Source organism: Mesorhizobium sp. M1338 (genome assembly GCF_040318045.1).
Lineage (GTDB): Bacteria > Pseudomonadota > Alphaproteobacteria > Rhizobiales > Rhizobiaceae > Mesorhizobium.
The window spans coordinates 1-23,130 of the sequence record NZ_JAMYLL010000064.1 but is presented as its reverse complement, the minus strand read 5'-3'; the positions used below and the strand labels follow the sequence as shown (position 1 = coordinate 23,130).

General features: G+C 62.1%; 20 protein-coding genes. 13 read left to right on the top strand and 7 right to left on the bottom strand.

Going from position 1 to position 23,130, the window contains the following annotated elements:
• The coding region (locus tag NKH19_RS30175) for an alcohol dehydrogenase catalytic domain-containing protein (RefSeq protein WP_352983442.1) at positions 1–253 on the bottom strand (253 nt) is incomplete at its 3' end.
• Positions 254–451: 198 nt separating this feature from the next.
• Between NKH19_RS30175 and NKH19_RS30170 the strand changes: the two genes are divergently transcribed.
• Together NKH19_RS30170 and dnaE are read left to right on the top strand one after the other, a co-directional pair.
• Complete coding sequence (locus NKH19_RS30170; RefSeq protein WP_352873434.1) at positions 452–2,464, top strand: acetyl-CoA carboxylase biotin carboxylase subunit; 2,013 nt, start codon at positions 452–454, stop codon at positions 2,462–2,464.
• A 121-nt stretch (positions 2,465–2,585) separates the two neighbouring features.
• Positions 2,586–6,113, top strand: a complete 3,528-nt coding sequence (dnaE, locus tag NKH19_RS30165) for a DNA polymerase III subunit alpha (RefSeq protein ID WP_352873435.1) — start codon at positions 2,586–2,588, stop codon at positions 6,111–6,113.
• A 222-nt stretch (positions 6,114–6,335) separates the two neighbouring features.
• Here the strand turns inward: dnaE and NKH19_RS30160 are convergent, their stop codons facing one another.
• Positions 6,336–7,217: a DMT family transporter gene (locus NKH19_RS30160; RefSeq protein ID WP_352873436.1), complete on the bottom strand. Its 882-nt coding sequence runs from the start codon at positions 7,215–7,217 to the stop codon at positions 6,336–6,338.
• A 202-nt stretch (positions 7,218–7,419) separates the two neighbouring features.
• Here NKH19_RS30160 and NKH19_RS30155 point away from each other — a divergent pair, with 202 nt between their 5' ends.
• On the top strand, positions 7,420–7,926 hold the full coding sequence (locus tag NKH19_RS30155; protein WP_352873437.1) for a hypothetical protein: 507 nt from the start codon (positions 7,420–7,422) through the stop codon (positions 7,924–7,926).
• A gap of 24 nt (positions 7,927–7,950) precedes the next feature.
• Here NKH19_RS30155 and NKH19_RS30150 read toward each other — a convergent pair whose 3' ends face one another.
• A complete protein-coding gene (locus NKH19_RS30150) occupies positions 7,951–9,279 on the bottom strand; it encodes a DNA polymerase IV (protein WP_352983438.1) in 1,329 nt (442 codons plus the stop codon).
• 65 nt (positions 9,280–9,344) lie between these two features.
• Between NKH19_RS30150 and NKH19_RS30145 the strand changes: the two genes are divergently transcribed.
• Together NKH19_RS30145 and NKH19_RS30140 are read left to right on the top strand one after the other, a co-directional pair.
• Positions 9,345–9,920, top strand: coding sequence for a GNAT family N-acetyltransferase (locus tag NKH19_RS30145; RefSeq protein WP_352873440.1), 576 nt, complete (start codon positions 9,345–9,347; stop codon positions 9,918–9,920).
• A gap of 179 nt (positions 9,921–10,099) precedes the next feature.
• Complete coding sequence (locus tag NKH19_RS30140) at positions 10,100–11,635, top strand: hypothetical protein (RefSeq protein WP_352873441.1); 1,536 nt, start codon at positions 10,100–10,102, stop codon at positions 11,633–11,635.
• An 11-nt stretch (positions 11,636–11,646) separates the two neighbouring features.
• Here the strand turns inward: NKH19_RS30140 and NKH19_RS30135 are convergent, their stop codons facing one another.
• Both NKH19_RS30135 and NKH19_RS30130 read right to left on the bottom strand, forming a co-directional pair.
• Positions 11,647–12,300, bottom strand: coding sequence for a hypothetical protein (locus NKH19_RS30135; protein WP_352873442.1), 654 nt, complete (start codon positions 12,298–12,300; stop codon positions 11,647–11,649).
• Positions 12,297–12,596 (bottom strand): DUF3572 domain-containing protein, encoded by a 300-nt coding sequence (locus NKH19_RS30130; protein WP_352873444.1) that lies wholly within the window; start codon positions 12,594–12,596, stop codon positions 12,297–12,299. The genes NKH19_RS30135 and NKH19_RS30130 overlap by 4 nt, the downstream gene beginning before the upstream one ends.
• Before the next feature lie 200 nt (positions 12,597–12,796).
• On the opposite strand from NKH19_RS30130, the gene NKH19_RS30125 reads away from it, so the two are divergent.
• The 8 genes from NKH19_RS30125 to NKH19_RS30090 all read left to right on the top strand — a co-directional run bounded on the left by NKH19_RS30125 (position 12,797) and on the right by NKH19_RS30090 (position 21,457).
• Positions 12,797–13,213, top strand: coding sequence for a response regulator (locus NKH19_RS30125; RefSeq protein ID WP_280948933.1), 417 nt, complete (start codon positions 12,797–12,799; stop codon positions 13,211–13,213).
• Positions 13,214–13,246: 33 nt separating this feature from the next.
• Positions 13,247–14,620 carry a PleD family two-component system response regulator gene (locus tag NKH19_RS30120; RefSeq protein ID WP_352873445.1) on the top strand — a complete coding sequence of 458 codons (1,374 nt, stop codon included), beginning with the start codon at positions 13,247–13,249 and terminating at the stop codon, positions 14,618–14,620.
• Between the two features lie 587 nt (positions 14,621–15,207).
• Positions 15,208–15,942, top strand: coding sequence for a FadR/GntR family transcriptional regulator (locus tag NKH19_RS30115; RefSeq protein ID WP_352873447.1), 735 nt, complete (start codon positions 15,208–15,210; stop codon positions 15,940–15,942).
• A complete protein-coding gene (locus tag NKH19_RS30110) occupies positions 15,939–17,126 on the top strand; it encodes a PLP-dependent transferase (protein ID WP_352983434.1) in 1,188 nt (395 codons plus the stop codon). The genes NKH19_RS30115 and NKH19_RS30110 overlap by 4 nt, the downstream gene beginning before the upstream one ends.
• Before the next feature lie 29 nt (positions 17,127–17,155).
• Complete coding sequence (locus tag NKH19_RS30105; RefSeq protein WP_352873450.1) at positions 17,156–18,433, top strand: ABC transporter substrate-binding protein; 1,278 nt, start codon at positions 17,156–17,158, stop codon at positions 18,431–18,433.
• Positions 18,434–18,613: 180 nt separating this feature from the next.
• Positions 18,614–19,537: a carbohydrate ABC transporter permease gene (locus NKH19_RS30100; RefSeq protein WP_352873451.1), complete on the top strand. Its 924-nt coding sequence runs from the start codon at positions 18,614–18,616 to the stop codon at positions 19,535–19,537.
• On the top strand, positions 19,537–20,385 hold the full coding sequence (locus NKH19_RS30095) for a carbohydrate ABC transporter permease (protein ID WP_352873452.1): 849 nt from the start codon (positions 19,537–19,539) through the stop codon (positions 20,383–20,385). Before NKH19_RS30100 ends, NKH19_RS30095 begins: the two co-directional genes overlap by 1 nt.
• A gap of 4 nt (positions 20,386–20,389) precedes the next feature.
• Positions 20,390–21,457, top strand: coding sequence for an ABC transporter ATP-binding protein (locus NKH19_RS30090; protein ID WP_352873453.1), 1,068 nt, complete (start codon positions 20,390–20,392; stop codon positions 21,455–21,457).
• Positions 21,458–21,850: 393 nt separating this feature from the next.
• On the opposite strand, the gene NKH19_RS30085 is transcribed toward NKH19_RS30090, so the two are convergent.
• On the bottom strand, positions 21,851–22,060 hold the full coding sequence (locus NKH19_RS30085; RefSeq protein ID WP_352873454.1) for a hypothetical protein: 210 nt from the start codon (positions 22,058–22,060) through the stop codon (positions 21,851–21,853).
• A 693-nt stretch (positions 22,061–22,753) separates the two neighbouring features.
• The gene (gene rpmG, locus NKH19_RS30080; RefSeq protein WP_006201775.1) at positions 22,754–22,921 is read right to left on the bottom strand and encodes a 50S ribosomal protein L33; all 168 of its coding nucleotides are present in this window, start codon (positions 22,919–22,921) and stop codon (positions 22,754–22,756) included.
• Between the last annotated feature and the right edge of the window lie 209 nt (positions 22,922–23,130).

Here is a 23,130-nt window from a genome sequence, read left to right as displayed (position 1 = left end):
TGACGTGATCGCCCTTCTTGACCGAGGTGACGCCCTTGCCGACATCGACGACGATGCCGGCACCCTCATGGCCGAGGATCGCCGGGAACAGGCCTTCGGGATCGGGGCCAGACAGCGTGAATTCGTCGGTGTGGCAGATGCCGGTCGCCTTGATCTCGACCAGCACCTCGCCCTCGCGCGGACCGTCGAGGTCGACCTCCATGATCTCCAGCGGCTTTCCGGCGGCGACGGCGACTGCGGCGCGGGTTTTCATCAGGCTTCCTCCAATGCGAATTTTTTTCCAAGGTTTCAGGTTTCATCGACACGATCAACTGGAAGCTGGTGCCTGGGCTGGGCCACAGCGATGAATTGGAATCGCAAATCGATTGAAAGGCAGTGATTTGCATGGTCGGCTTGACCCTGCAAGCACAGGCCATAAAAGGAACGGCCGACCGGAGGGATAACATTCCGCATGTTCACCAAGATTCTGATCGCCAATCGTGGCGAGATTGCCTGCCGTGTCATCAGGACGGCGCGCAAGATGGGCATTGCCACGGTCGCCGTCTATTCCGATGCCGATCGCGATGCCGTGCATGTGGAGATGGCCGACGAGGCGGTGCATATCGGGCCTTCGCCCGCGGCTCAGAGCTACTTGGTGCCTGAAAAGATCATCGCCGCCTGCAAGGAGACGGGCGCTCAGGCCGTGCATCCCGGCTACGGGTTCCTGTCCGAGCGGGCGGCCTTCTGTGAGGCGCTGGAAGCTGAAGGCATCGTTTTCATCGGCCCGAAGCCCAAGGCGATCAAGGCGATGGGCGACAAGATCGAATCGAAGAAGTTCGCCAACGCCGCCAAGGTTTCCACCGTGCCGGGCTGGCTCGGCGTCATCGAGAATGCCGACCACGCCGAAAAGATCGCGGGCGAGATCGGCTATCCCGTGATGATCAAGGCTTCGGCCGGCGGCGGCGGCAAGGGTATGCGCATCGCCTGGAGCCAGGCGGAAGTGCGCGACGGCTTCGACCGGGCGCGCTCGGAAGCCAAGAGTTCGTTCGGTGATGATCGAGTCTTCATCGAGAAATTCGTTGTCGATCCGCGCCATATCGAAATCCAGGTGCTGGCCGACGCGCATGGCAACGCGCTCTATCTCGGCGAGCGCGAATGCTCGATCCAGCGCCGCAACCAGAAGGTCGCCGAAGAGGCGCCGTCGCCGTTCCTCGACGCCAAGACGCGCAAGGCCATGGGTGAGCAGTCCGTGGCGCTGGCCAGGGCCGTCGACTATCAGAGCGCCGGCACGGTCGAGTTCATCGTCGACAAGGACAAGAACTTCTATTTCCTTGAAATGAATACACGATTGCAGGTCGAGCACCCGGTGACGGAGCTCGTCACCGGCATCGATCTGGTCGAGCAGATGATCCGCATAGCGGCCGGCGAAAAGCTCGCCATCAAGCAAGGCGACGTCAAGCTGAATGGCTGGGCGGTGGAAAGCCGGCTCTATGCCGAAGACCCGTACCGCAATTTCCTGCCCTCGATCGGCCGGCTGACGCGCTATCGGCCGCCGGAGGAAGGACAATTCGGCGATGTCGTCATCCGCAACGACACCGGCGTCACCGAAGGCTCGGAAATCTCGATGTTCTACGATCCAATGCTCGCCAAGCTGTGCACATGGGCGCCGACGCGTCTGGAAGCCATCGATGCCATGTCGGAAGCGCTCGACAGCTTCGTCGTCGACGGCATCGAACACAACATTCCGTTCCTGGCGGCGCTGATGCAGCATCCGCGCTGGCGGGAAGGGCAGATATCGACCGCTTTCATATCAGAGGAATATCCCGACGGCTTCGCGCCTGTCGTGCCTGATAACGATGAGAAAGCCGTGCTGGCGTCGATAGCGACCGCGGTTGAACTGCTGCGCCGCGACCGGCTCGACCGGCTGGGCGGGCGGCTGGCGCCGCATTCGGGAGCGCTAAAGCGGGACTGGGTGGTGAAGATCGGTGATGACTATCTGTCGGCGTCGATCCTCGAGGGCATGATTTCCATCCCCATGGAAGTCGATCTGTCGATCGAGGGCGGCAAGGCACTGACCGTTGCATCCGACTGGCGGCCGGGCGACCTGATTTGGCGCGGCACGGTCGGTAAGCGCAAGGTTGCCGCTCAGATCAGGCCGGTTGCCAATGGCTTTCGCATCGCCTGGAAGGGCATGTCGGTGACCGCGCGCGCCATGCTGCCGCGCACCGCCGAGCTTGAAAGGCTGATGCCGGAGCAGGTGGCGCCGGACACGTCGAAACTGCTGCTTTGCCCGATGCCTGGCCTTGTCGTGTCGATTGCCGTTGCCGTAGGCCAAGAGGTGAAGACCGGCGAGACGCTGGCGGTGGTCGAGGCGATGAAGATGGAAAACGTGCTGCGCGCCGAACGCGACCTTGTCGTCTCCAAACTCAACGCCAAGCCGGGCGACAGCCTGGCCGTGGACGCGGTGATCATGGAATTCGCCTGAATCTCAACAGACCTTTTGGCAGGGGGCGGCAAGCCTGTTGTCAGCGGTGGTTTGTGCTGGACTGGTATCGTCCGGTCCCGGACAATACATCTCCACCGACTCAGGACCTTCACGCAGCACCATGGCCGACGAAAAACTTCCCCGCGATCCCCTGAAGCGCGAAGCCGCGATAGCGGCGGCGCGGCCGGAGGCGCCGGCACGGCCCTTCGTCCATCTGCGTGTGCATTCGGCCTATTCGCTGCTGGAAGGCGCCTTGCAGATCGGCACGGTGGTGGCTCACGCGGTCAAGGACGAAGCTCCCGCCATTGCCGTCACCGACACCAACAATCTGTTCGGCGCGCTGGAATTCGCGCAGAAGGCGGTGAAGGACGGCATCCAGCCGATCATCGGCTGCCAGACAGCGCTCGCATTCTCCGGCGAAAACAGCGATGGCCAGCGCGACCGCAGGCGGCAAGGCCCTGACATGCGGCCGGTGGTCCTGCTTGCCGCGACCGAGGCCGGCTATTCCAATCTGGTCAGGCTGGTCAGCCGCGTCTACCTCGAAACGCCGCCAGGCGAGGCCGTGCACCTGACCACCGAAATGATGCAAGGCTATTGTGACGGGTTGATCTGCCTCAGCGGCGGGCCGCGCGGACCGATCGGCATCGCGCTCAAGGAAGATCGCCGCGATCTGGCCGAGGCACGGCTTTTGACCCTCAAGTCGATGTTCGGCGACCGGCTTTATGTCGAGCTGGACCGGGTTTCGGGTTATGATCGGGTGATCGAGAAATCCTCGATCGATCTTGCCTATGCCCATGAATTGCCGCTGGTCGCCACCAACGAGGCGTTCTTCTCGGCGCGCGACGATTATGACGCGCATGACGCGCTGATCGCCATCGCCGAGGGCTCTGTCGTTGCCGCCGACAATCGCCGCCGGCTGTCGCCGGACAATTTCCTGCGCAGCCAGGCCGATATGGCGCGGCTGTTCGCCGATCTGCCGGAAGCGATCGACAACACCGTCGAGATCGCACTTCGCTGTTCCTACTATCCGAAGAACCGCAATCCGATCCTGCCGCGCTTCACCGGCGGCGATGTCGCCGACAATGACGCCGCCGTGCAGGCGGAAGCCGACGAGCTGGCCCGTCAGGCGCATGAGGGGCTCGATGCGCGGCTGGCCGCGCATGGCCCGACTGCGGGCTACACGGTCGAGCAATATCGCGAGCGGTTGAATTTCGAGCTCGACATCATCACCAAGATGAAGTTTCCCGGCTATTTCCTGATCGTTGCCGACTTCATCAAATGGGCCAAGGCACAGGGCATTCCGGTCGGACCCGGCCGTGGTTCGGGCGCAGGCTCTCTGGTTGCCTATTCGACGACCATCACCGACATCGATCCGTTGCGCTTCTCCCTTCTGTTCGAGCGCTTCCTCAATCCCGACCGCGTGTCGATGCCCGACTTCGACATCGACTTCTGCCAGGATCGCCGCGAGGAAGTCATCCGCTACGTCCAGCAGAAATACGGTCGCGACCAGGTCGGCCAGATCATCACCTTCGGTACCTTGCAGGCTCGCGCCGTGCTGCGCGACGTCGGCCGTGTGCTGCAGATGCCCTATGGCCAGGTCGACAAGCTCTCCAAGATGGTGCCGCAGAACCCGGCCAATCCGGTCAAGCTCGCCGACGCCATCGCCAACGAGCCGCGCTTCGCCGAAGAGGCCGAGAGGGAGCCGATCGTCCAGACGCTGCTCGACATGGCGCAGAAGCTGGAAGGCCTCTACCGGCATGCCTCCACGCACGCCGCCGGCATCGTCATCGGCGACCGGCCGTTGTCGGAGCTGGTGCCGATGTACCGCGATCCGCGCTCGGACATGCCGGTCACCCAGTTCAACATGAAATATGTCGAGCAGGCCGGGCTGGTGAAATTCGACTTTCTCGGCCTGAAGACGCTGACCGTGCTGGAGACGGCGGTGAAGCTGATCCGTCGGCGCGGCATCGAGATAGACCTGGCGACCATTCCGCTCGACGACCCCGAGACCTATGCCATGCTGTCGCGCGGCGAAGTGGTCGGCGTGTTCCAGGTGGAAAGTGCCGGCATGCGCAAGGCGCTGATCGGCATGCGGCCCGACTGCATCGAGGATATCATCGCTCTGGTCGCACTCTACCGGCCGGGGCCGATGGAGAACATCCCGACCTACAACGCCCGCAAGCATGGCGAGGAGGAGATGGCGTCGATCCATCCCAAGATCGATCATCTGGTGAAGGAGACGCAAGGCGTCATCGTCTACCAGGAACAGGTGATGCAGATCGCGCAGGAACTTGCCGGCTACTCGCTCGGCGAAGCCGACCTGCTGCGCCGCGCCATGGGCAAGAAGATCCGCGCCGAGATGGACAAGCAGCGCGAGCGCTTCGTCTCGGGCGCGGTCGAGCGCGGCGTCGGCAAGCCGCAAGCCGACTTCATTTTCGACCTGCTGGCGAAGTTCGCCGACTATGGTTTCAACAAGTCGCACGCCGCCGCCTACGCGGTCGTCTCGTATCAGACTGCCTATCTCAAGGCGCATTATCCGGTCGAGTTCCTGGCGGCGTCGATGACGCTCGACATGGGCAACACCGACAAGCTTGCCGATTTCCGTCAGGATGCGCTGCGCCTCGGCATCGAGGTTCTGGCGCCGTCGGTGATATCGAGTTTTCGCCCGTTCGAGGTCGGTGAGAACCGCATCTACTATTCGCTGGCCGCGCTCAAGGGCGTCGGCGACGCGGCGGTGGAGCACATCGTTGCCCAGCGTGGCGAAAAGCCGTTCAAGAACCTCGCCGATTTCTGCGAGCGGGTCGATCCGAAAATCGTCGGCAAGCGCGTCTTCGAAAGCCTGATCATGGCCGGCGCGCTCGACTGCTTCGGTCACGACCGCGCGTCGATGATGGCGGGCGTGGAACGCATGATGGGGCTGGCGTCGCTGGCGCAGCAGAACGCGGTTTCCGGACAGCATGACATTTTCGGCGCCTCACTCGGCGCCCAGTCGCAGGCACTTAATCTGCCGGCGACGGAGCCATGGCTCGCCGCCGACCGGCTGCACCGTGAATTCCAGGTGGTCGGCTTCTATCTCTCGGCGCACCCGCTCGACGAGTACAAGGCGGCCCTGCAGAAGATGCGGGTGCAGACGTGGGCCGAGTTTTCGGCGGCCGTCAAGCGCGGTGCCGCCGCCGGCCGTCTGGCCGGCACGGTAACATCCAAGCAGGAGCGCAAGACGCGTACCGGCAACAAGATGGGCGTTATCGCCTTTTCCGATACGTCCGGCCAGTATGAAGCCGTGCTGTTTTCGGAAGGGCTGGCGCAATATCGCGACCTGCTCGAAGCCGGCCGCTCCGTCGTTATCACCGTTGCGGCCGAGGACAGGCCGGAAGGCGTCAATTTGCGTATCAACTCGGTACAATCGCTGGAGGACGAGGCAAGCCGCGTCCAGAAGGCATTGCGCATTTTCGTGCGCAACGCCTCGCCGATCAACACGCTGGCTGGACAGCTTGCCGTCAGGGGCGAAGGCCAGGTGAGCTTCGTTTTGATCAAGGAAGAAGGCGAGGGGGAGATCGAGATCGAGCTGCCGAACCGCTACCGGATCTCCCCACAGATCGCCTCGGCGATGCGAGCGGTGCCGGGCGTGGTCGAAGTGGAGCTGGTGTGACCACCGTACTTTCGGGCTGGCAGTCCGCCGGTCGGTTCCCGCCGCGGACGCCATCACAATCGTCATGAGAGCGGCGGACAAGAATGGGTTGCAAGAGAGTCCGGCAATGACGCGCCTGCGCGACGGCTGCGCAAGCTCTATCACGGTCGCACGCCGGCCGCTTCCGGTTCCAAGAGGCCATCTTCTCAAACATACCGACGAGGGAAACTGACCAGCGGGGTGTTATGACGCCGCCACGTCGGCCGGCCTCATCGTCCTTCGCTGAAGATTGAGCAGATTGCCCATCAGGATCAGCAGCGCGCCGCCCGCGGTGAAGGCGTCGATCTGCTCGCTATAGAGCAGCCAGCCGATCAGCGCCGACAGCGGCACGCGCAGGAAATCCATCGGCGAAATGACGGTCGCGTCGGCATAGCCAAGCGCGCGGGCCATGCAGAAATGCGACGACATGCCGGTGAAGGCGATCAGCACTATCCAGGGCCACAGCTCCAGCGGCGGATTGCGCCACGTATAGAGCGCCGGAACGAGGCCGACCACCGACTGGATGATCAGCATCCAGAAGATGATGCGCACGACGCTGTCCGTCCGCGTCAGCGACTTGACCATGACCACGGAGATACCGAAGCAGACCGCGGCACCGAGCACGACGAGGTGTCCCGGATCGACCGAGGAGACACCAGGACGCACCATGATCACCACGCCGATCAGTCCCAGCACGATCGCCGCAAGCTTTGGTCGCGAGAGCCTTTCGCCGAGAAAAGCCACCGCCAGAATAGCCGTCCAGATCGGTGTGGTGAATTCGATCGAGATCAGCACGGCCAGCGGGATCAGCGTCAGCGCGTAGAGCCAGGCCGCCTGGCCGGTATAGTGGATGACGTTGCGGCCGATATGAGCGACGGGGCGCCGCGTGCGCATGGCTGGAAAGCCGCCGCTCATCATCACTAGCGGCAGGAGGATCAAAAAACCGATCACCGAGCGCAGCTCCAGCACCTGGAAGACGTTGAGCTCGGCCGTCGTGGCGCGGCCGGCGACCGACATCGCCAGGAACGAGGCGATCGACAGCCCCATCCAGAACGCGGCCTTTGGAATCGAGGGGGTAGGTACCATGCCGGCTGTGTCGCAGGCCAAGGCTTCTGCCGCAATCGCTAGCCGCTGCATTCTTCTGGGCCAGTCGCAACAGTCTGGATGTTGCAAAACAGTCATGTTGCGGGCGGAACCTCAAACGGCAAGGGGCGTTGAGCCCGGGTAGCCAGCCGTGCCTGCGTTGTGAACTGTCCCACCTTTTTCGAGATCGACAAGGAGAGTTTCGATGAGATTATTCGCGCAATTCGGCCTTGCTGGATGTCTGTTGGTTGCGGCAGGCGCCGCGCATGCCGACGAGGCCAAATTTCTCCAGTCGTTCAGGGGCGATTTCGCCGGCAAGGGTATCGTCAAGGTGACCACGGACGCGCCAACGGTGAATGTGTCTTGTAACTTCAAGTCGAACGCGACGTCGACCTCATTGTCGCTCGACGGCAAGTGCCGCGGACTGATTGTGGTGACGCGCGCCATCAGCGCGGATCTGAAAGCCAGCGGCGCCAAATATAGCGGCACCTATGTCGGTTCTCGTACCGGGCCGGCGCAACTCAACGGCAGCCGCTCCGGCAACGCGATCAATCTCGGCATCCGCTGGGCCAAGGAGGTCAATGGTGACCGAAGGGCACAGATGAGGGTCGAGAAACGCGGCGAGAACGGCATGCGGCTGACTGTCACCGACACCGATCCGAAAACCGGCAAGAGCGTGGTGACGAGCAGGATAGACCTGCAGCGCAGTTGAAACTCAACACAGCGATATGCGGCGTCACTCCTCAAGGGGTTCCGGCGGGTGGGCATCACGGCCCTTGCCGAATGTGTAGCCGGTTTCCACCGCCTTGCGGCCGAACTTGTCGCGCAGGGCATCGATGGCGCCTTCGGCCATGGCGCGCTTGCGCGACTGGACGTCGACCAGATCGGGCGGGTCGGCCTTGTCGTCGTCCGAGAGGTCGCTGACGCCGATGCCGAGCAGCCGGTATTTCGTGCCGTCGGTTTCCTTTCGCAGAAGCTCCACCCCGGTTTGAAAGATGCGGTCGGCGAGCCGGGTCGGGTCGCCGAGCTGGCGGTTACGGGTGCGCAGCTTGAAATCTTGGGTCTTCAGCTTCAGCACCACGGTGCGCCCGGCAATGCCGGATTTCTTCAGCCGTGCCGAGACCTTTTCCGAAAGGCCCCTCAGCACCGCGACCAGCTCTTTCAGCGAAGCGATGTCGGTGTCGAAGGTGGTTTCGGCCGATACGCTCTTGGCGTCCTGATCCGGATCGACGCGACGGACATCCTCGCCACGCGAAAGCCGGTAGAGCCGGTCGCCCATCGTGCCGTAGCGGCGCATCAGGTCGCCACGATCCATTTTCTGAAGCTGGCCGATGGTGCGGATGCCGTCGCGCTCCAGCGTGGCGTTGAACGCCTTGCCGACGCCCCAGATCATGGTCACCGGCTGCACCGCCAGGAAGCCGACCGCCTCGGCATCGCCGATAACCGAGAAGCCGCGCGGCTTGCGGAAGTCGGAGGCTATCTTGGCGAGGAACTTGCAATAGGACAGGCCGGCCGAAACGGTGATGCCGATCTCCTTCTCGACCGCCAACGCAAAGCGTGCCAGCACCACCGCCGGCGGCAGGCCGTGCAGCCGTTCGGTGCCGGCGAGGTCGAGAAATGCCTCGTCGATCGACAGCGGCTCGACCAGCGGCGTCAGGGCCTGCATCATGGCGCGCACCTCGCGGCCGACACGCACGTATTTTTCCATGTTGGGGCTGATGACGACCGCCTCGGGGCAGGCTTCGAGCGCCTTGAACATCGGCATGGCCGAGCGCACGCCCTGGATGCGGGCAATGTAGCAAGCGGTGGAGACAACGCCGCGCTTGCCGCCGCCGATGATCAACGGCTTGTCCTTGAGCGCCGGATTGTCGCGCTTCTCGATCGCCGCGTAGAAGGCATCGCAATCGATATGGGCCAGATGCAGCCGGTAAAGCTCGGGATGACGCGCAAGCCGGGGGCTGCCGCAGCGCTCGCAGCGGCGCGTCTCACTGCGCTGAAATGTCAGACAGTCGCGGCAAAAACCGTGGTGGGGATTGTTGACAGGAGCCGCCATTTGTGGGAACATAAAGAGAACAAACGCAATACTACGACAGCGCAAGACCAGCGACAAGGTTGGTCTGGGGAGAACGCATGAGCGCGACCATAGCGCCGTTGACGCCCGCGCTATGGGCGGATTTCGAGGACCTCTTCGGCAAGCAGGGCGCCTGCTATGGCTGTTGGTGCACGCATTTCCGGCTGGCCCCGGCGGTGCGCCGCGAAAGCAGCCGGGAACGCAACAAAGACCACATCAAGGCGCGCATCGAAGCCGGCCCGCCGCCGGGTCTGCTGGCATTCGAGGACGGTCAGGCGGTCGGCTGGATGCAGATCGGGCCACGCGCCGACGTACCCGAATGGAACAATCAGGGCAGGGGATCGGCGCCGGTCGATCCCGCCGACGCCGCGGATCCGGCCGTCTGGGCGATCTCCTGCTTCTTCATTCGCAGCAAGGCGCGCGGCAGGGGTATAACGCACCGCCTGGTCGAAGGCGGCATCGATTTCGCTCGCCAGAACGGCGCCCGGCTGGTCGAGGCCTGCCCGATAGACCTGTCTCGCGATTCGCGTTCGATCGGCCTGTTCGTCGGCTCGTCGCGAGTCTTCGAGAAGGCCGGTTTCGAGAGGCTTGTGGAACGCAAGGCGGGTCGGCCACTAATGCGACTGGTGCTTTGATGAGGCGTTCCGCGGGGTGGCTTGGTCGATCTCACCTTGCGGTTGCAGCGGTAATTTCATACCAGACGGACGTTCCTTCTAAAGCGCATGCGCTTTAGGTTGTTTGTTTATGCATGTCATTCTCCCAAAACCGGGGCCCACTTTTGGGTACATGCATTACGCCAAAACGGAGAATTCGCGTGAACCGTGCCCTGCCATTCGTTTTCCTCCTTGCGTTGAGTGCACCTGCTTTCGGTCAGACCGTTGACAGCCAGGGTGCGAAGCAATTGTCCGACGACTTGTCCCGCTATGTCGGCAAGGAGGCGATCGACAAAGGCATTGTGAAGGTTTCGCTCGAAGGCGATGCCTACAAGATCCTGTTTGATTTCAAGGCACTTGCCGGATCGTTTCCGGACCAGAAGCTGGTGAAATTCGACTTCGCGCCCTATGCGCTGATGGTCAAACCGCGCAGCGATGGGTCCTGGGATGTCTCGATGGACTTTTCGCAAAGCGCTTCCTTCGAGTTCAACGGGCCCGAGGGGCTGCAAAGCACGCGGTTTTCGATCAAGGACGGCAAGGGTTCGGGCGTCTACGATCCCAATCTGGCGGCTTTTACCAGCGGCACCAGCTCCTTCGCCGGCATGACGATGGCATCGAAGGATACCAAGCAGCATATGGAAGCCAGCACTGGGGCCGGCACCGCGACTATTGCCGCGAGCAAGTCCGCGACCGGCGGCGTCGATTTCACAAGCTCGCAAAAGGTGTCGAGTTTTGTCGAGGCGATCAATTTCGACGATCCCGAGAGCGGGCTGAAATTCCCGGTCACCACCAGGTCGCCGGAACTGTCGGTTGAAGCCAGCGGCAAGGGCGTGCGGACAAAGCCGTTGCTTGATCTCCTGGCATTTGCGGTGGCCAATGAGAACGAGGCAACGCTGAAGGCCAACCAGGCGCAACTCAAATCGCTTCTGCGTGCGGCATTGCCGCTTTGGGACCGTGTGGAGGGAACCTACGGCTTCAAGGATTTCGCGGTGGAAAGCCCGGTCGGCAATTTCGGCGCCACCCAGCTCTCCACCGTGTTCGGCACCGACGGTGTCGCCCAGAGCGGTAAAATCACCTATGGCATCAAGGCATCGGGGCTGACCGTGCCGCCGCAGCTTCTGCCGAGTTGGAGCGCCGCGCTGATGCCCACCGATATCGACCTGACCTTCGGCGGCGCCAATATCGATCTCGACAGCATGGCGAAGAAGGCAATCGAAGCCTTTGATCTTAATCAGGATCCGCCGCTGTCGCCTGAATTCGGCGAGCAGCTCAAAGCCGACTTCATGGCCAAGACGCCGAAGGTCGTGCTCGGCCACAGCACCGTGAAGAACAAGGACACGGAGATCGCGCTGGAGGGCGAGATGACGTTCCCCGGCGAAAAGCCCGAAGGAAACGTGACGGTCGATGTCACCGGCTTCGACAAGATGATCGAAGGCCTGCAGGAGGCGGCAAAGTCGGAACCGGAGGTGGCGCAATATGTGCCCGTTGCGCTCATGGCGAAAGGTTTTGGCAAGGCACTGCCCGATGGCCGGCTGGAATGGGTCGTCAACGCCAAGGCCGATGGTTCGGTTACCGTCAACGGCGTCATGCTGAAGCCCGCCGATCCGGCCGTCGACGACAGTGTGGATGATGGTGACGGCGGCGACGATGACAGCGGAGACGACAGCGGCGGGGCAGGCGCGAAACTGAAGCCATGAGGGCCGGGGCTTTAGAGCCCAAGCGCGTTCGTGATCTTCGGGGCGGCTTCACGCCAATCCTGGACGACGATGACGTCGTCCGGTACGGGCGGCAGGAATGCGCGCAGCGAATTGTCGGCCATCAAGTGGAACAGCTCGGCATCGGCGACCGCATCGTGTACCGACGCCAGATTGCGCGGCTGATCGTCGACGAAGACGACCGGCCGGCGGGCCTTGCCGCGAAGCTTGGCCACGGCCGGCCCCTTTGCCATTTCGGTGGTCAGAAGCGGGTAGCTCACCCCGAGGGCATCTAGGTGGGCGCGGCGCACGGCTCGGTGTCTATGCGGCATAGCCGTAAGCAAGATGATTTCCGCGCGGTCGCCAAGCCCTGCCAAGGCTTCCGCAGCACCTTCCGTGATGCTCTGCCAGTCGGCCTGCGCGTCGAAGAAATCACCCAGAAGTGCGGTGACTTCAGGCTGTTCGATCAGGCGGCCGCTCGCCGTTTCGGCGATGTTGCCGGTCAGCTGAAAGGAAGCCAGCGTGAGGTCATAGCCGCGCGCCCTGAGAAAATTCGGAAACGGGCGGATGAATTCGAGCAAGACGTCGTCGACGTCAAGCACCAGCAGCGGGCGGTCGTCAGCCACCAGTTCCTCGATCTGGCGCGCGGTTTCAGGATCATCGCTCATATGGAATGCTCGTGGTTGTCGCCACCTAGCGGCAGCGCCCGCAAGGCCTTGCCGACGGCAGCCGGCGGCGTGCCGGTTTCCTCGGCAAAGCGCATCAGCGTCGGCTCGTGGGCGAGAATGAACTGCAGGACACCGGCCAGGAAACCCGGCTCGCTGGCGGCTTTGCGGATCGAATGCGCCTCTATGCCGGTGATTGCCAGAAAGCGGGGCAACAACTCCGGATCGGAGGCGACGAAGCCCAGGGCCTTCACGGCAATGGTTTCCGCCTCTTCGCGCATTGACGCTGCGTTTGCCATCACTACCTTCGGTGTGTGGAATGAGTCTCTCCCGCAGTAATGGCAAGAGTTGGTTGCGGCAAGCCATTAGAGCGTGGCGCGCCCTTTGGACGCGCGGGGGACGGAGTGGAATTCGCGCTGTTTTCCAGCCGCGGATTTCCGTTTCGTCAATGATATTGCCGTAAAGTGAAGCAGGGTTTGGTGCGTCTGGACTTGGGTGCATGACGGTCGCCTTCGAGCGGAAGGACGACCGGGACGGGATATCGATGCCGAAGAAGGTCATGATCGTCGAGGACAATGAGCTCAACATGAAGCTCTTTCGGGACCTCATCGAGGCAAGCGGTTACGAGACCGTGCGCACCCGCAATGGTCTGGAAGCGCTCGATCTGGCGCGCCAGCACCGGCCGGATCTCATCCTGATGGATATCCAGCTGCCTGAAGTGTCGGGGCTGGAGGTGACCAAATGGCTGAAGGAGGACGACGAGTTGCACGTCATCCCGGTCATCGCGGTGACCGCCTTCGCGATGAAGGGCGACGAGGAGCGCATCCGCCAGGGTGGCTGCGAGGCCTATATTTCGAAGCCGATCTCGGTGCCGCGTTTTATCGAGACCATCAAATCCTATCTGGGTGATGCGTGATGTACCCTTCCAGCCGAGCCGGAGCCTTGTGAAATGACTGCGCGGATCCTCGTCGTCGACGACATCCCTGCCAATGTGCGGCTGCTGGAAGTCCGGCTGCTGGCCGAATATTTCGAGGTGCTGACCGCCACCAACGGGCCGGATGCGATCGAGACCTGCGAGAACGGCAAGGTCGATGTCGTGCTGCTCGACGTGATGATGCCCGACATGGACGGGTTCGAGGTCTGCCGGCGGCTTAAGAGCGATCCGGCGACATCGCACATTCCGGTGGTGATGATCACCGCGCTCGACCAGGTTTCCGACCGCGTGCGCGGGCTCGAGGCCGGGGCCGACGACTTCCTGACCAAGCCGGCCAACGATCTGCAACTGATGACGCGCGTCAAGAGCCTGGTCCGCCTGAAGTCGTTGACCGACGAGTTGCGGCTGCGCGCCTCGACGACACGCAATATCGGCATCGAAGAGTTGCTCAGCCGCAATTTCGCGTCCGAGGACACGATGCCGAAAGTGCTTTTGATCGACGAGCGCAAATCATCCGTCGAGCGCATCCAAAAGATGCTGCGCGACCGCGCCGATCTCGATATCTCCAGCGATCCGCACGCCGGCTTCTTCCAAGCCGCCGAGACGTCCTATGAATGCGTGATGATCTCGACGGCGTTCGCCGATTTCGATCCGCTCAGGCTCTGTTCGCAATTGCGCTCGCTGGATCGCACCCGCTTCGTGCCGATCATTCTTTTGGCGGAGGAGGGCGAGGAGGAACGCATTATCCGCGGCCTCGAACTCGGCATCAACGACTATCTGATGCGGCCGATCGACCAGCAGGAGCTGACGGCGCGGCTGCGTACCCAGGTTCGCCGCAAACGCTACAACGACCAGCTGCGTGCCAGCGTCACCCAGACCATCGAAATGGCGGTGACCGACGGCCTCACCGGGCTGCACAACCGCCGCTATCTCGACAGCCATCTGCAGACGCTGTTCGATCGCGCCGTGGCACGGCGCCGGCCACTGTCGGTGATGATCACCGACCTCGACCGTTTCAAGGCGATCAATGACGCGCACGGCCATGACGGCGGCGACGAGGTGTTGCGGGAATTTGCGCGACGGCTGCGCAAGAATGTCAGGGGTATCGACCTTGCCTGCCGTTTTGGCGGCGAGGAGTTCGTCGTGGTGATGCCGGACACCGAGGGTGCGGTGGCCGAGAAGGTGGCCGAACGCATTCGCGCCGAAATTGCCCAGGCGCCTTTTGCCGTCGGTCAGGACGGCAAGACGATCGAAGTCACCGTCAGCGTCGGCGTGTCGTCGGTGCTGAAGGGCGTGGATACGGTGGCGGCGCTGATGAAGCGTGCCGACCTCGCGCTCTACGAAGCCAAGAGCGGCGGCCGCAACCGCGTCGTTGCCAAGGCGGCGTAACCGGTTCAGCCCCAATTATCCAGTCAAGCCGACAGGGTTACCCGTTTACCTTAATCCAAGCGATTCGCGAGCCTTGGTTAAGAAACTGTTGATTTTCATAAGCTCTTGAGCAAGTGTGAAGGCCAAGACGAAGCCGGCACGAGGATAGACAACCGGCTCCGATCTCCAGAATACCCCATGATGCTCAGGTCCGCCGCATCTCCTGGGTCCGTGGGGTCGGCCGGCCGGCGCTGGCACATAGTGGCCTCCTCGTACCGCTGCCAAACGCCGACCGGCCCCCTTCTTTCCAAAAGAACAGCAGAGCTCCGTGCCAAAGCACGGAGCTCTGCGTTTTTGCGTGTGAAAATCCGGATATTGTTTCGAGACCGCACGGTGACAGCCGTTCCGCACGCGCTGCTGGACGCGCTGACCGCTTGGTTCGGACCGCCTGCTGCTGTGGGTTGGAAGGCCGGAGTTGGCTGACTCCTGAAACGGATTGTCGCAACCCGTCAACAGCCTGAAAAAGGAATGGGTCTCCTGACAAGCAATTGACAGGGTCTTTCATCTGTGCAGAAATTGGTTGGACCATTGGACCACTTGGAGTTGATGTGGACCAGAACAGCCTGCCACCCATTCAGACCACGGCGCGCGACGACGCCGTGCTGAAGGCGTTGGTGGGCTTCGTTCGCGCCGAAGCCTTGCAGCCCGGCGAGCGGCTTCCAACCGAGCGTATTCTGGCCGAGCGGCTGAAAGTCAGCCGCAACACTGTGCGCGAGGCGCTGACACGCTGGGAAGGGCTCGGCCTCGTCGAGCGTAGGCAAGGCAGCGGCACCTATCTCAAGGCGGCCGTCTCGCCCGACATGCTGCACATGCCGCTGACGCTGGCGGGCGGCAATGATTTCAGCAGCCTGATGCAGACGCTGGAGATCCGCCGCGCGCTGGAAGCGGAGGCCGCGGCCCTTTGCGCCGAACGCGCCAGCCAGACCGATATCGCCGAGATCGCGCGCAAGCTCGACATCATGGAGCAGGCGTTCCGTACGCGCGAAGGCATGTCGTCGGAAGAGGATTGGGAGTTCCACCAGGCGATCTATCGGGTCTCGGGCAATCCGCTGTTCGAGCAGATCATCGCCGCCATGCACGAATTGTTTCACCGCTTCTGGGAGCATCCGCTCGGCGTGCGCGATTTCGGCCATGCCAGCTTTCCCTATCACCGCACCATCTACGAACGCATCGCCGCCCGCGACCCGCAGGGCGCCCGCGCCGAGGCGCTCAAGCTGATCGCCACCGTCGAGGACGATTTGAAGCGCGGTGCCGCCAAACTCAAACTTTCGAGCCAGACATGAACGAGCATCCATCGGGCTTCGATCACGACTATCTTGCCGAGGCAGCGACAATGCTGGCGCATGACGAGCCGTTCCCCGGGGGTGCCGTGGTGCCGCCGATCTACCAGACCTCGCTGTTCACCTTCGCCAGCTATGCCGAAATGGCCGACACCTTTGCCGGCAAACGAAAGCAGCCGATCTATTCGCGCGGCGACAATCCGACGGTGATGGAGTTCGAGGCGCGTGTGGCTGCGCTCGAGGGTGCCGAGGCAGCGCGCGGCTTTTCCAGCGGCATGGCGGCGATCAGCGCCACGGTGCTTGCCTTTGTCGGTGCGGGTGAGCGCATCGTGGCGGTGCGCAACTGCTATGGCGACGCCTACCGGCTGTTCGAGCGGCTGTTGCCGCGGCTCAACATCAAGGTCGACTATGTCGATGGCTCCGACCCGGATGCGGTGGCGGCGGCACTTCCCGGTGCCAAGCTGCTTTATCTGGAGAGTCCGACCTCGATGATGTTCGAGCTGCAGGACATCGCGCATCTGACGCGGCTGGCCAAGGAGCAGGGCATCGTCACCACCATCGACAATTCCTGGGCGACGCCGGTGTTCCAGAAGCCGATCACGCATGGCGTCGACCTGGTGCTGCACTCGGCGTCGAAATATCTCTGCGGCCACAGCGATACCGTAGCTGGCGTCGTGGCGGGCTCGGCCGCCCATATCAAGCACATCAACGAGCAGACCTACTCCTATCTCGGCGGGAAGCTGTCGCCGTTCGAGGCCTGGCTGCTGCTGCGCGGCCTGCGAACGCTGCCGCTGCGCCTGCCGCATCACATGAAGAGCGGCCTGACCATCGCCGAACGACTGAAGGCGCATGGCAACGTCGAGCGGGTCAACCACCCCGTCTATTCGAACCATCCGGGCAAGGCGACGCTGGCGGGCTATGCCGGATTGTTCTCCTTCGAGGTGACGGACGACATCGACATCCCGGTCTTCGTCGACGCGCTGAAATATTTCCGCATCGGCGTCAGCTGGGGCGGGCATGAAAGCCTGGTCGTACCGGCCAAGGCGTCGCTCGAGCAAACGCCGGGCCTGAATTCGATGGCGCGCTTCGGCGTCAGCCCCCGAACCATCCGCTTCAATGTCGGATTGGAGAGTGTCGAAGACCTATGGGCGGATGTCGCCCAAGCCTTCGAAAAAGCCAGAAAATAACAAGCGGGTTCAAAATGGGAGTCTTGAACATGAAAAAACTGACCGTCATGCTTGCCACCGTTGCAGGGCTGGCGATTTCCGCCGGAGGCGCGCTGGCCGATTCGACCCTGAAAATGGTCGAAGTCATCACCAGCCCGCCGCGCACCGAATTCCTGAAAAAGCAGATCGCCGAGTTCGAAACGGCCAATCCGGGCGTCAAGGTCGAGCTGATCTCGCTGCCCTGGGGCCAGGCCTTTGAGAAATTCCTGACCATGGTGCAGGCCGGCGATACGCCCGACATCGTCGAGATGCCGGAACGCTGGATGGGCCTCTATGCCAACAACGCACAGCTCGAGGATCTCGGCCCCTATATGGCCAAATGGGACGACGCCAAGACGCTCGGCGACCGCGCCAAGCAGTTCGGCTCAACCGTCAACAACACCCAGTTCATGATCCCCTACGGTTACTATGTGAACGCGCTGTTCTGGAACAAGAAATTGTTCAAGGAGGCCGGTCTCGATGGCCCGCCGGCGACGCTTGATGATTTCGTTGCCGATGCCAAGAAGATTTCCGCGATCCCGGGCAAATACGGCTACTGCCTGCGCGGTGGGCCGGGCGCCTTCAACGGCATGCACATGTTCATGAACATCGCCGCCGGCAAGGGTGGCTACTTCAACGAGGACGGCACCTCGACCATCAACGAGGAAGGCTCGGTCAAGGGCCTGCAGATGCTGGCCGACATGTACAAGGACGGCCTGGCGCCGAAGGATGCGGTGAGCTGGGGTTTCAACGAAACGGTCACCGGCTTCTATTCCGGCACTTGCGCCATGCTCAACCAGGATCCGGACGCGCTGCTCGGCATCGCCGACAAGATGAGCGCCGACGACTTCGCCGTGGCGCCATTGCCGGTCGGGCCGAGCGGCAAGTCCTATCCGACGCTCGGCTATGCCGGCTGGGCGATGTTTGCCAACTCGCAGCACAAGGACGATGCTTGGAAGCTGATGGCGACGCTGCTCTCGCCGAAGGACAATCTGGAATGGGCCAAGGAAGTCGGCGTCGTCCCGATCCACAACGGTGCCGACCAGGATCCCCATTTCAAGACCGAGCAGTTCAAGGGCTGGTTCACGGAGCTGAGCGACAGCTCCAAATATGAAATGGTGACCCCGCCGACGCATCTGGAGAACCTCGGCAATTTCGTCGACCAGGTGGCGATCAAGAACTTCCAGGAAGTGCTGCTCGGCGAGAAGACGGCCAAGGAAGTCGCCGATCAATGGGCTGCCTTCCTGACCAAGGAACAGCAGGACTGGCTGGCGAAGAACAAGAAGTAAGCGCCTTTTCTTCCTTCTCCCCGTTCACGGGGAGAAGGTGGCCCGATAGGGCCGGATGAGGGGCGGCGCTACGCCTCGATAGGTTCGCGCTGCCCCTCATCTGCCTGCCGGCATCTTCTCCCCGTGAAACGGGGAGAAGGACGCTGTCCCGACGCCGCTCCAGGAGACGATCCGCAGCCAATGACCTATGCCGTGTCCGAAATACGATCCGCCGGCAAGCCGCGTCGCAAGCGGCTATCCCACGCCGCAATCGAGCCGTGGCTCTACCTCAGCCCGGCGATCATCCTGCTGGTCGTGGTGCTTCTGGTGCCGCTGGTCATCGGCATCAGCTACTCGTTCCGCAAATTCTCGGCTTTCAAGTCTGAATATGTCGGGCTTGGGCAGTATCAGGCGATGCTGTCGGATCAGGTGCTGGGGCAGGCGCTGGTCAACACCTTGTGGTGGACCGTCGCCAGCCTGTTCTTCCAGTTCTTCCTCGGGCTCGGCCTGGCGCTGCTGCTCGACAAGCCGTTTCGCGGCCGCAAGGTGGTACAGGCCCTGGTGTTCTTGCCCTGGGCGGTGCCGTCCTTCCTGTCGGGTCTGACCTGGGCCTGGCTGTTCAATCCGATCATTGGGCCGTTGCCGCACTGGCTGTTTGCATTGGGGCTGAAGGCCGAGCCGACCAATGTGCTGTCCGATCCTTCGACGGCCATGTGGGGGCCGATCATCGCCAATGTCTGGTTCGGCATTCCGTTCTTCGCCATCACGCTCCTGGCGGCGCTGAAGTCGATCCCGTCGGAACTGCATGAGGCGGCGGCCATCGATGGCGCTTCGCCCTGGCAGCGCTTCACCAAGGTGACGCTGCCGTTCCTGGCGCCGACCATCGCCATCACTGTCATGTTGCGCACCATCTGGATCGCCACCTTCGCCGACCTGATCTTCGTCATGACCGAGGGCGGACCAGCCGGCTCGACCAACACGGTACCTGTCTACATCTATGTCAGCGCCTTCAAGTCGCTGGACAAGGGCTATGCCTCGGCGGTGGCCGTGCTGCTGCTCGTCCTGCTCATCGCCTATGCGATCGCGCTGATCGGCATCCGCCGCACGCTGGTGAGGCACGTCTGATGATCGCAGGACGTTCAACCTCGCAGCGCATCTTCGGCGGCATCGGCCTCTACGCGGCGATCGCGGCATACGTGCTCTTTGCCCTGTTCCCGATCTACTGGACGCTGAAGATCTCGATCACGCCGGAGCGGCTTCTCTATTCCGAAGGCATCACCTTCTGGCCGTCGCACATGACGCTGCAGAATTTCGTCACCGTGCTCGAGGCCACCGATTTCCCGCGCTATTTCCTCAACAGCGTCATCGTCTCGGTCTCAACGGCCGCACTGGTGACAATCATCGCCACGCTTGCCGGTTATGCCATGTCGCGCTTCACCTTTCGCGGCAAGGCAGCACTGGCGCTGATGTTGCTTTTGACCCAGACTTTTCCGCTGGTGATGGTCATTCCACCGATCTACCGCGTGATGGGGCAAATCGGGCTGATCAACAGCCTGACCGGGTTGATCATCATCTACACCGCCTTCAACACGGCCTTTGCCACCTTCCTGATGCAGTCCTTCTTCGACGGCATTCCAAAGGACCTGGAAGAGGCAGCGATGATCGATGGCTGCACCCGTGCGCAGGCTATGCGCAAGGTGATCGTGCCGCTGACGCTGCCCGGCATGGGCGCGACGCTCGGCTTCGTCTTCACAGCCGCGTGGAGCGAGCTTCTGTTCGCGCTGATGCTGATTTCCAGTGATGACCAGAAGACCTTCGCGGTCGGCCTGCTTACCTTCATCGGCAAGTTCGCCGTCGACTGGGGACAGATGATGGCGGCATCCATCCTGGCACTGATCCCGGTCTGCATCTTCTTCGCCTTCCTGCAACGCTATCTCGTCACCGGCCTGACTGCCGGCGCCGTCAAAGGATAGATCGATGGCCTCTGTTACGCTCGAAAAGGTTCGCAAGGATTATGGCGCCGTCCGTGTCCTGCACGCGGTCGACCTTGAAATCGCCGATGGCGAATTCGTCGTCCTGGTCGGGCCGTCAGGCTGCGGCAAGTCCACGCTTTTGCGCATGATCGCCGGGCTGGAAGAGGCTTCCGGCGGCGAAATACGCATCGGCGAGCGACTGGTCAATGACGTCGCGCCGAAGGACCGCGACATCGCCATGGTGTTCCAGTCCTATGCGCTCTATCCGCATATGGACGTGTCGAAGAACATGGGTTTCAGCCTGCTGCTGAAGAAGGCGGAGAAGGCGACGATCGACGCGAGGGTGGACGGCGCGGCCAAGCGGCTCGGGCTCGACACTTTCCTGCAGCGCCTGCCGCGGCAGCTCTCCGGCGGCCAGCGCCAGCGCGTCGCCATGGGCCGCGCCATCGTGCGCGATCCTAAGGTCTTCCTGTTCGACGAGCCATTGTCGAACCTCGACGCCAAGCTGCGCGTCCATATGCGCGCCGAGATCAAGGCGCAGCACCAGCAGTTGAAGACCACCTCCGTCTACGTCACGCACGACCAGATCGAGGCGATGACCATGGCCGACCGGATCGTCGTCATGCATGACGGGCTGATCCAGCAGGTCGGCGCGCCGCTCGATCTCTATGACCGGCCGGCCAACATGTTCGTCGCCGGTTTCATCGGTTCACCCGGCATGAATTTTCTGCCGGCGACGGTTCGCAATGGCGGTGCCTCGGAGGCCGTGCTGGCCGACGGGCAGGCACTGCGCCTGCCGGAAGGCCTGCCGCTGAAGGACGGTGACACCGTCACCATCGGCCTGCGGCCCGAGCATATCCGGCTGGCGGATGACGGTGCGCTGAAGGGCGAGGTGGGGGTGGTGGAGCCGCTTGGGCTTTCGACCCAGTTTTACGTCAAGCTGGCCAGCCAGCAGCTTTGCGTCTTTGCCATGGGTCGTGCCGGCGTGAAGCCCGGCGACCTGGTACGGCTGGCGGCCGATCCGGCGTCGCTGCATCTGTTCGATCCGAAAAGCGGTGATCGCATCGGCTGAGGGACCTCAGCCCGGGCTGAGGGCACCTGGGAAGCGATCGACCGGTTGCACAGCGATCTATACAGGCAATGAGCCTGCTGAACGGCAAGCCCGCGGATTATGAACGGCCGCGGCCAGGCACAGATGCCGGTTGGGAAATATAAGGGAGCACTACATCTCAATTACCTAAAGTAACGGAACGTCCAACGGACATTTCCGGAACCTAACAGGACCCCTCAGACCTTTGCGCGTAGAGCGCAAGACTTTAGTCCTGCCGTCTTCTAAAAAGAACGGAAGCCATTTCGTCACGAATTAGAGCCGCCGCGCGAGAGGTCAATACCGCCGGCTGCGTCTGCAAGTGAGCGAGTCGATGATGTGTGGTTATGGTGCGATCGCGGAGGGCGGCAGTGGCGTCTAACCGCGAGGGCTTCTTTTGGGCAGCGGTGAACTGTCCATTGGATTCTCGGCAGACTTGGCTGATCGCCGCTCTTTTAGCCACAGGGACTTCTTTCTTCTTGCCAGAATCTCGGCTCGAACGCTGTCTTCGGCGGTCACTCCGCCATGCGTCGCGGCAATCGCGTAGTCGGCTCTGTTGGTTCGATAGTCACCTTTTTGAATGGACATCGTTTCTCTCCCAGTTCGAGGCATTTCCCCCCTTTTAGCATGACGCTGAAACTAACTGCCTATCCATCGTGCGAGTCTACCAATTTGCGATTGTGTTAGAACGATACAGTCCGCAGGCTTGGTGATGGTGCGAGGTGTATGGCGCGCGGCACGTGGAAACGTGCGCGGTGCGCAACCCATGATTTTAGGCGAAGCGCTCCTTCCGGCCTGACCACTTCATCGCACGCACGCACGACAGAAGCCCGCCTTGCGCGGCTTTTCATTGACCCTGTTGAGACCCTTGCCGCAGTCCCGCGGCAGGCGGACTCGAAGCTGGCGCAGGTCCCGTGGAAGGTGCCGAGGGACTATCCGGTTCAGGTTGCGGAGCAGGCTGGGCTGCCTCCTCAGTCAAAGCGTCGTCAGTCCTGGCCTTGATCTCATCGGCCGTCTGCTGGCTTATCAGCCCGTTGCTGGCGGCAATGCCCGCAACCAGGGCAACAAGGGCTGCAATGATTGCAGCTTTCAACTTCTTCGACATCCGTAGGGGCCTTGTTCATGACACCCCTGCCAGCCCACGACCAAGGGTGCCGCAACCATGGTGAACGGTCAATCCTTTTGGCTGGACTCTGTGTGCGGATTTAATGAAATCAATTGGTTACAAACAAAAACGCCGCCCATTGGGCGGCGTTTCGGCATTGCAGAAGGAAACCCAGATTACTTGATCTTGGTTTCCTTGAATTCGACGTGCTTCTTGGCGACCGGGTCGTACTTGCGGAACGACAGCTTGTCCGTCTTGGTGCGGCTGTTCTTGCTGGTCACATAGAAGAAACCGGTATCGGCGGTCGACAGAAGCTTGATCTTGATGTTTGCGGCTTTGGCCATGATATCAGTCCGTTTGTTCGTGGAGTTTTGGCCGCTGGAGCACGGGGAAACACCCGGACGCGGGAAACTTGGCGCGACACATAAAGAACGCGCCTGGAAAGTCAAGCCCGGCAGGCCCTGTGCGCAGGGCAATCGGGTGAGTTAACGCGTGACAAGGGGTTTAGGAGCTGAATCTGTCGAGAGCATCTGATTCTTTGAAGGATGCTTTG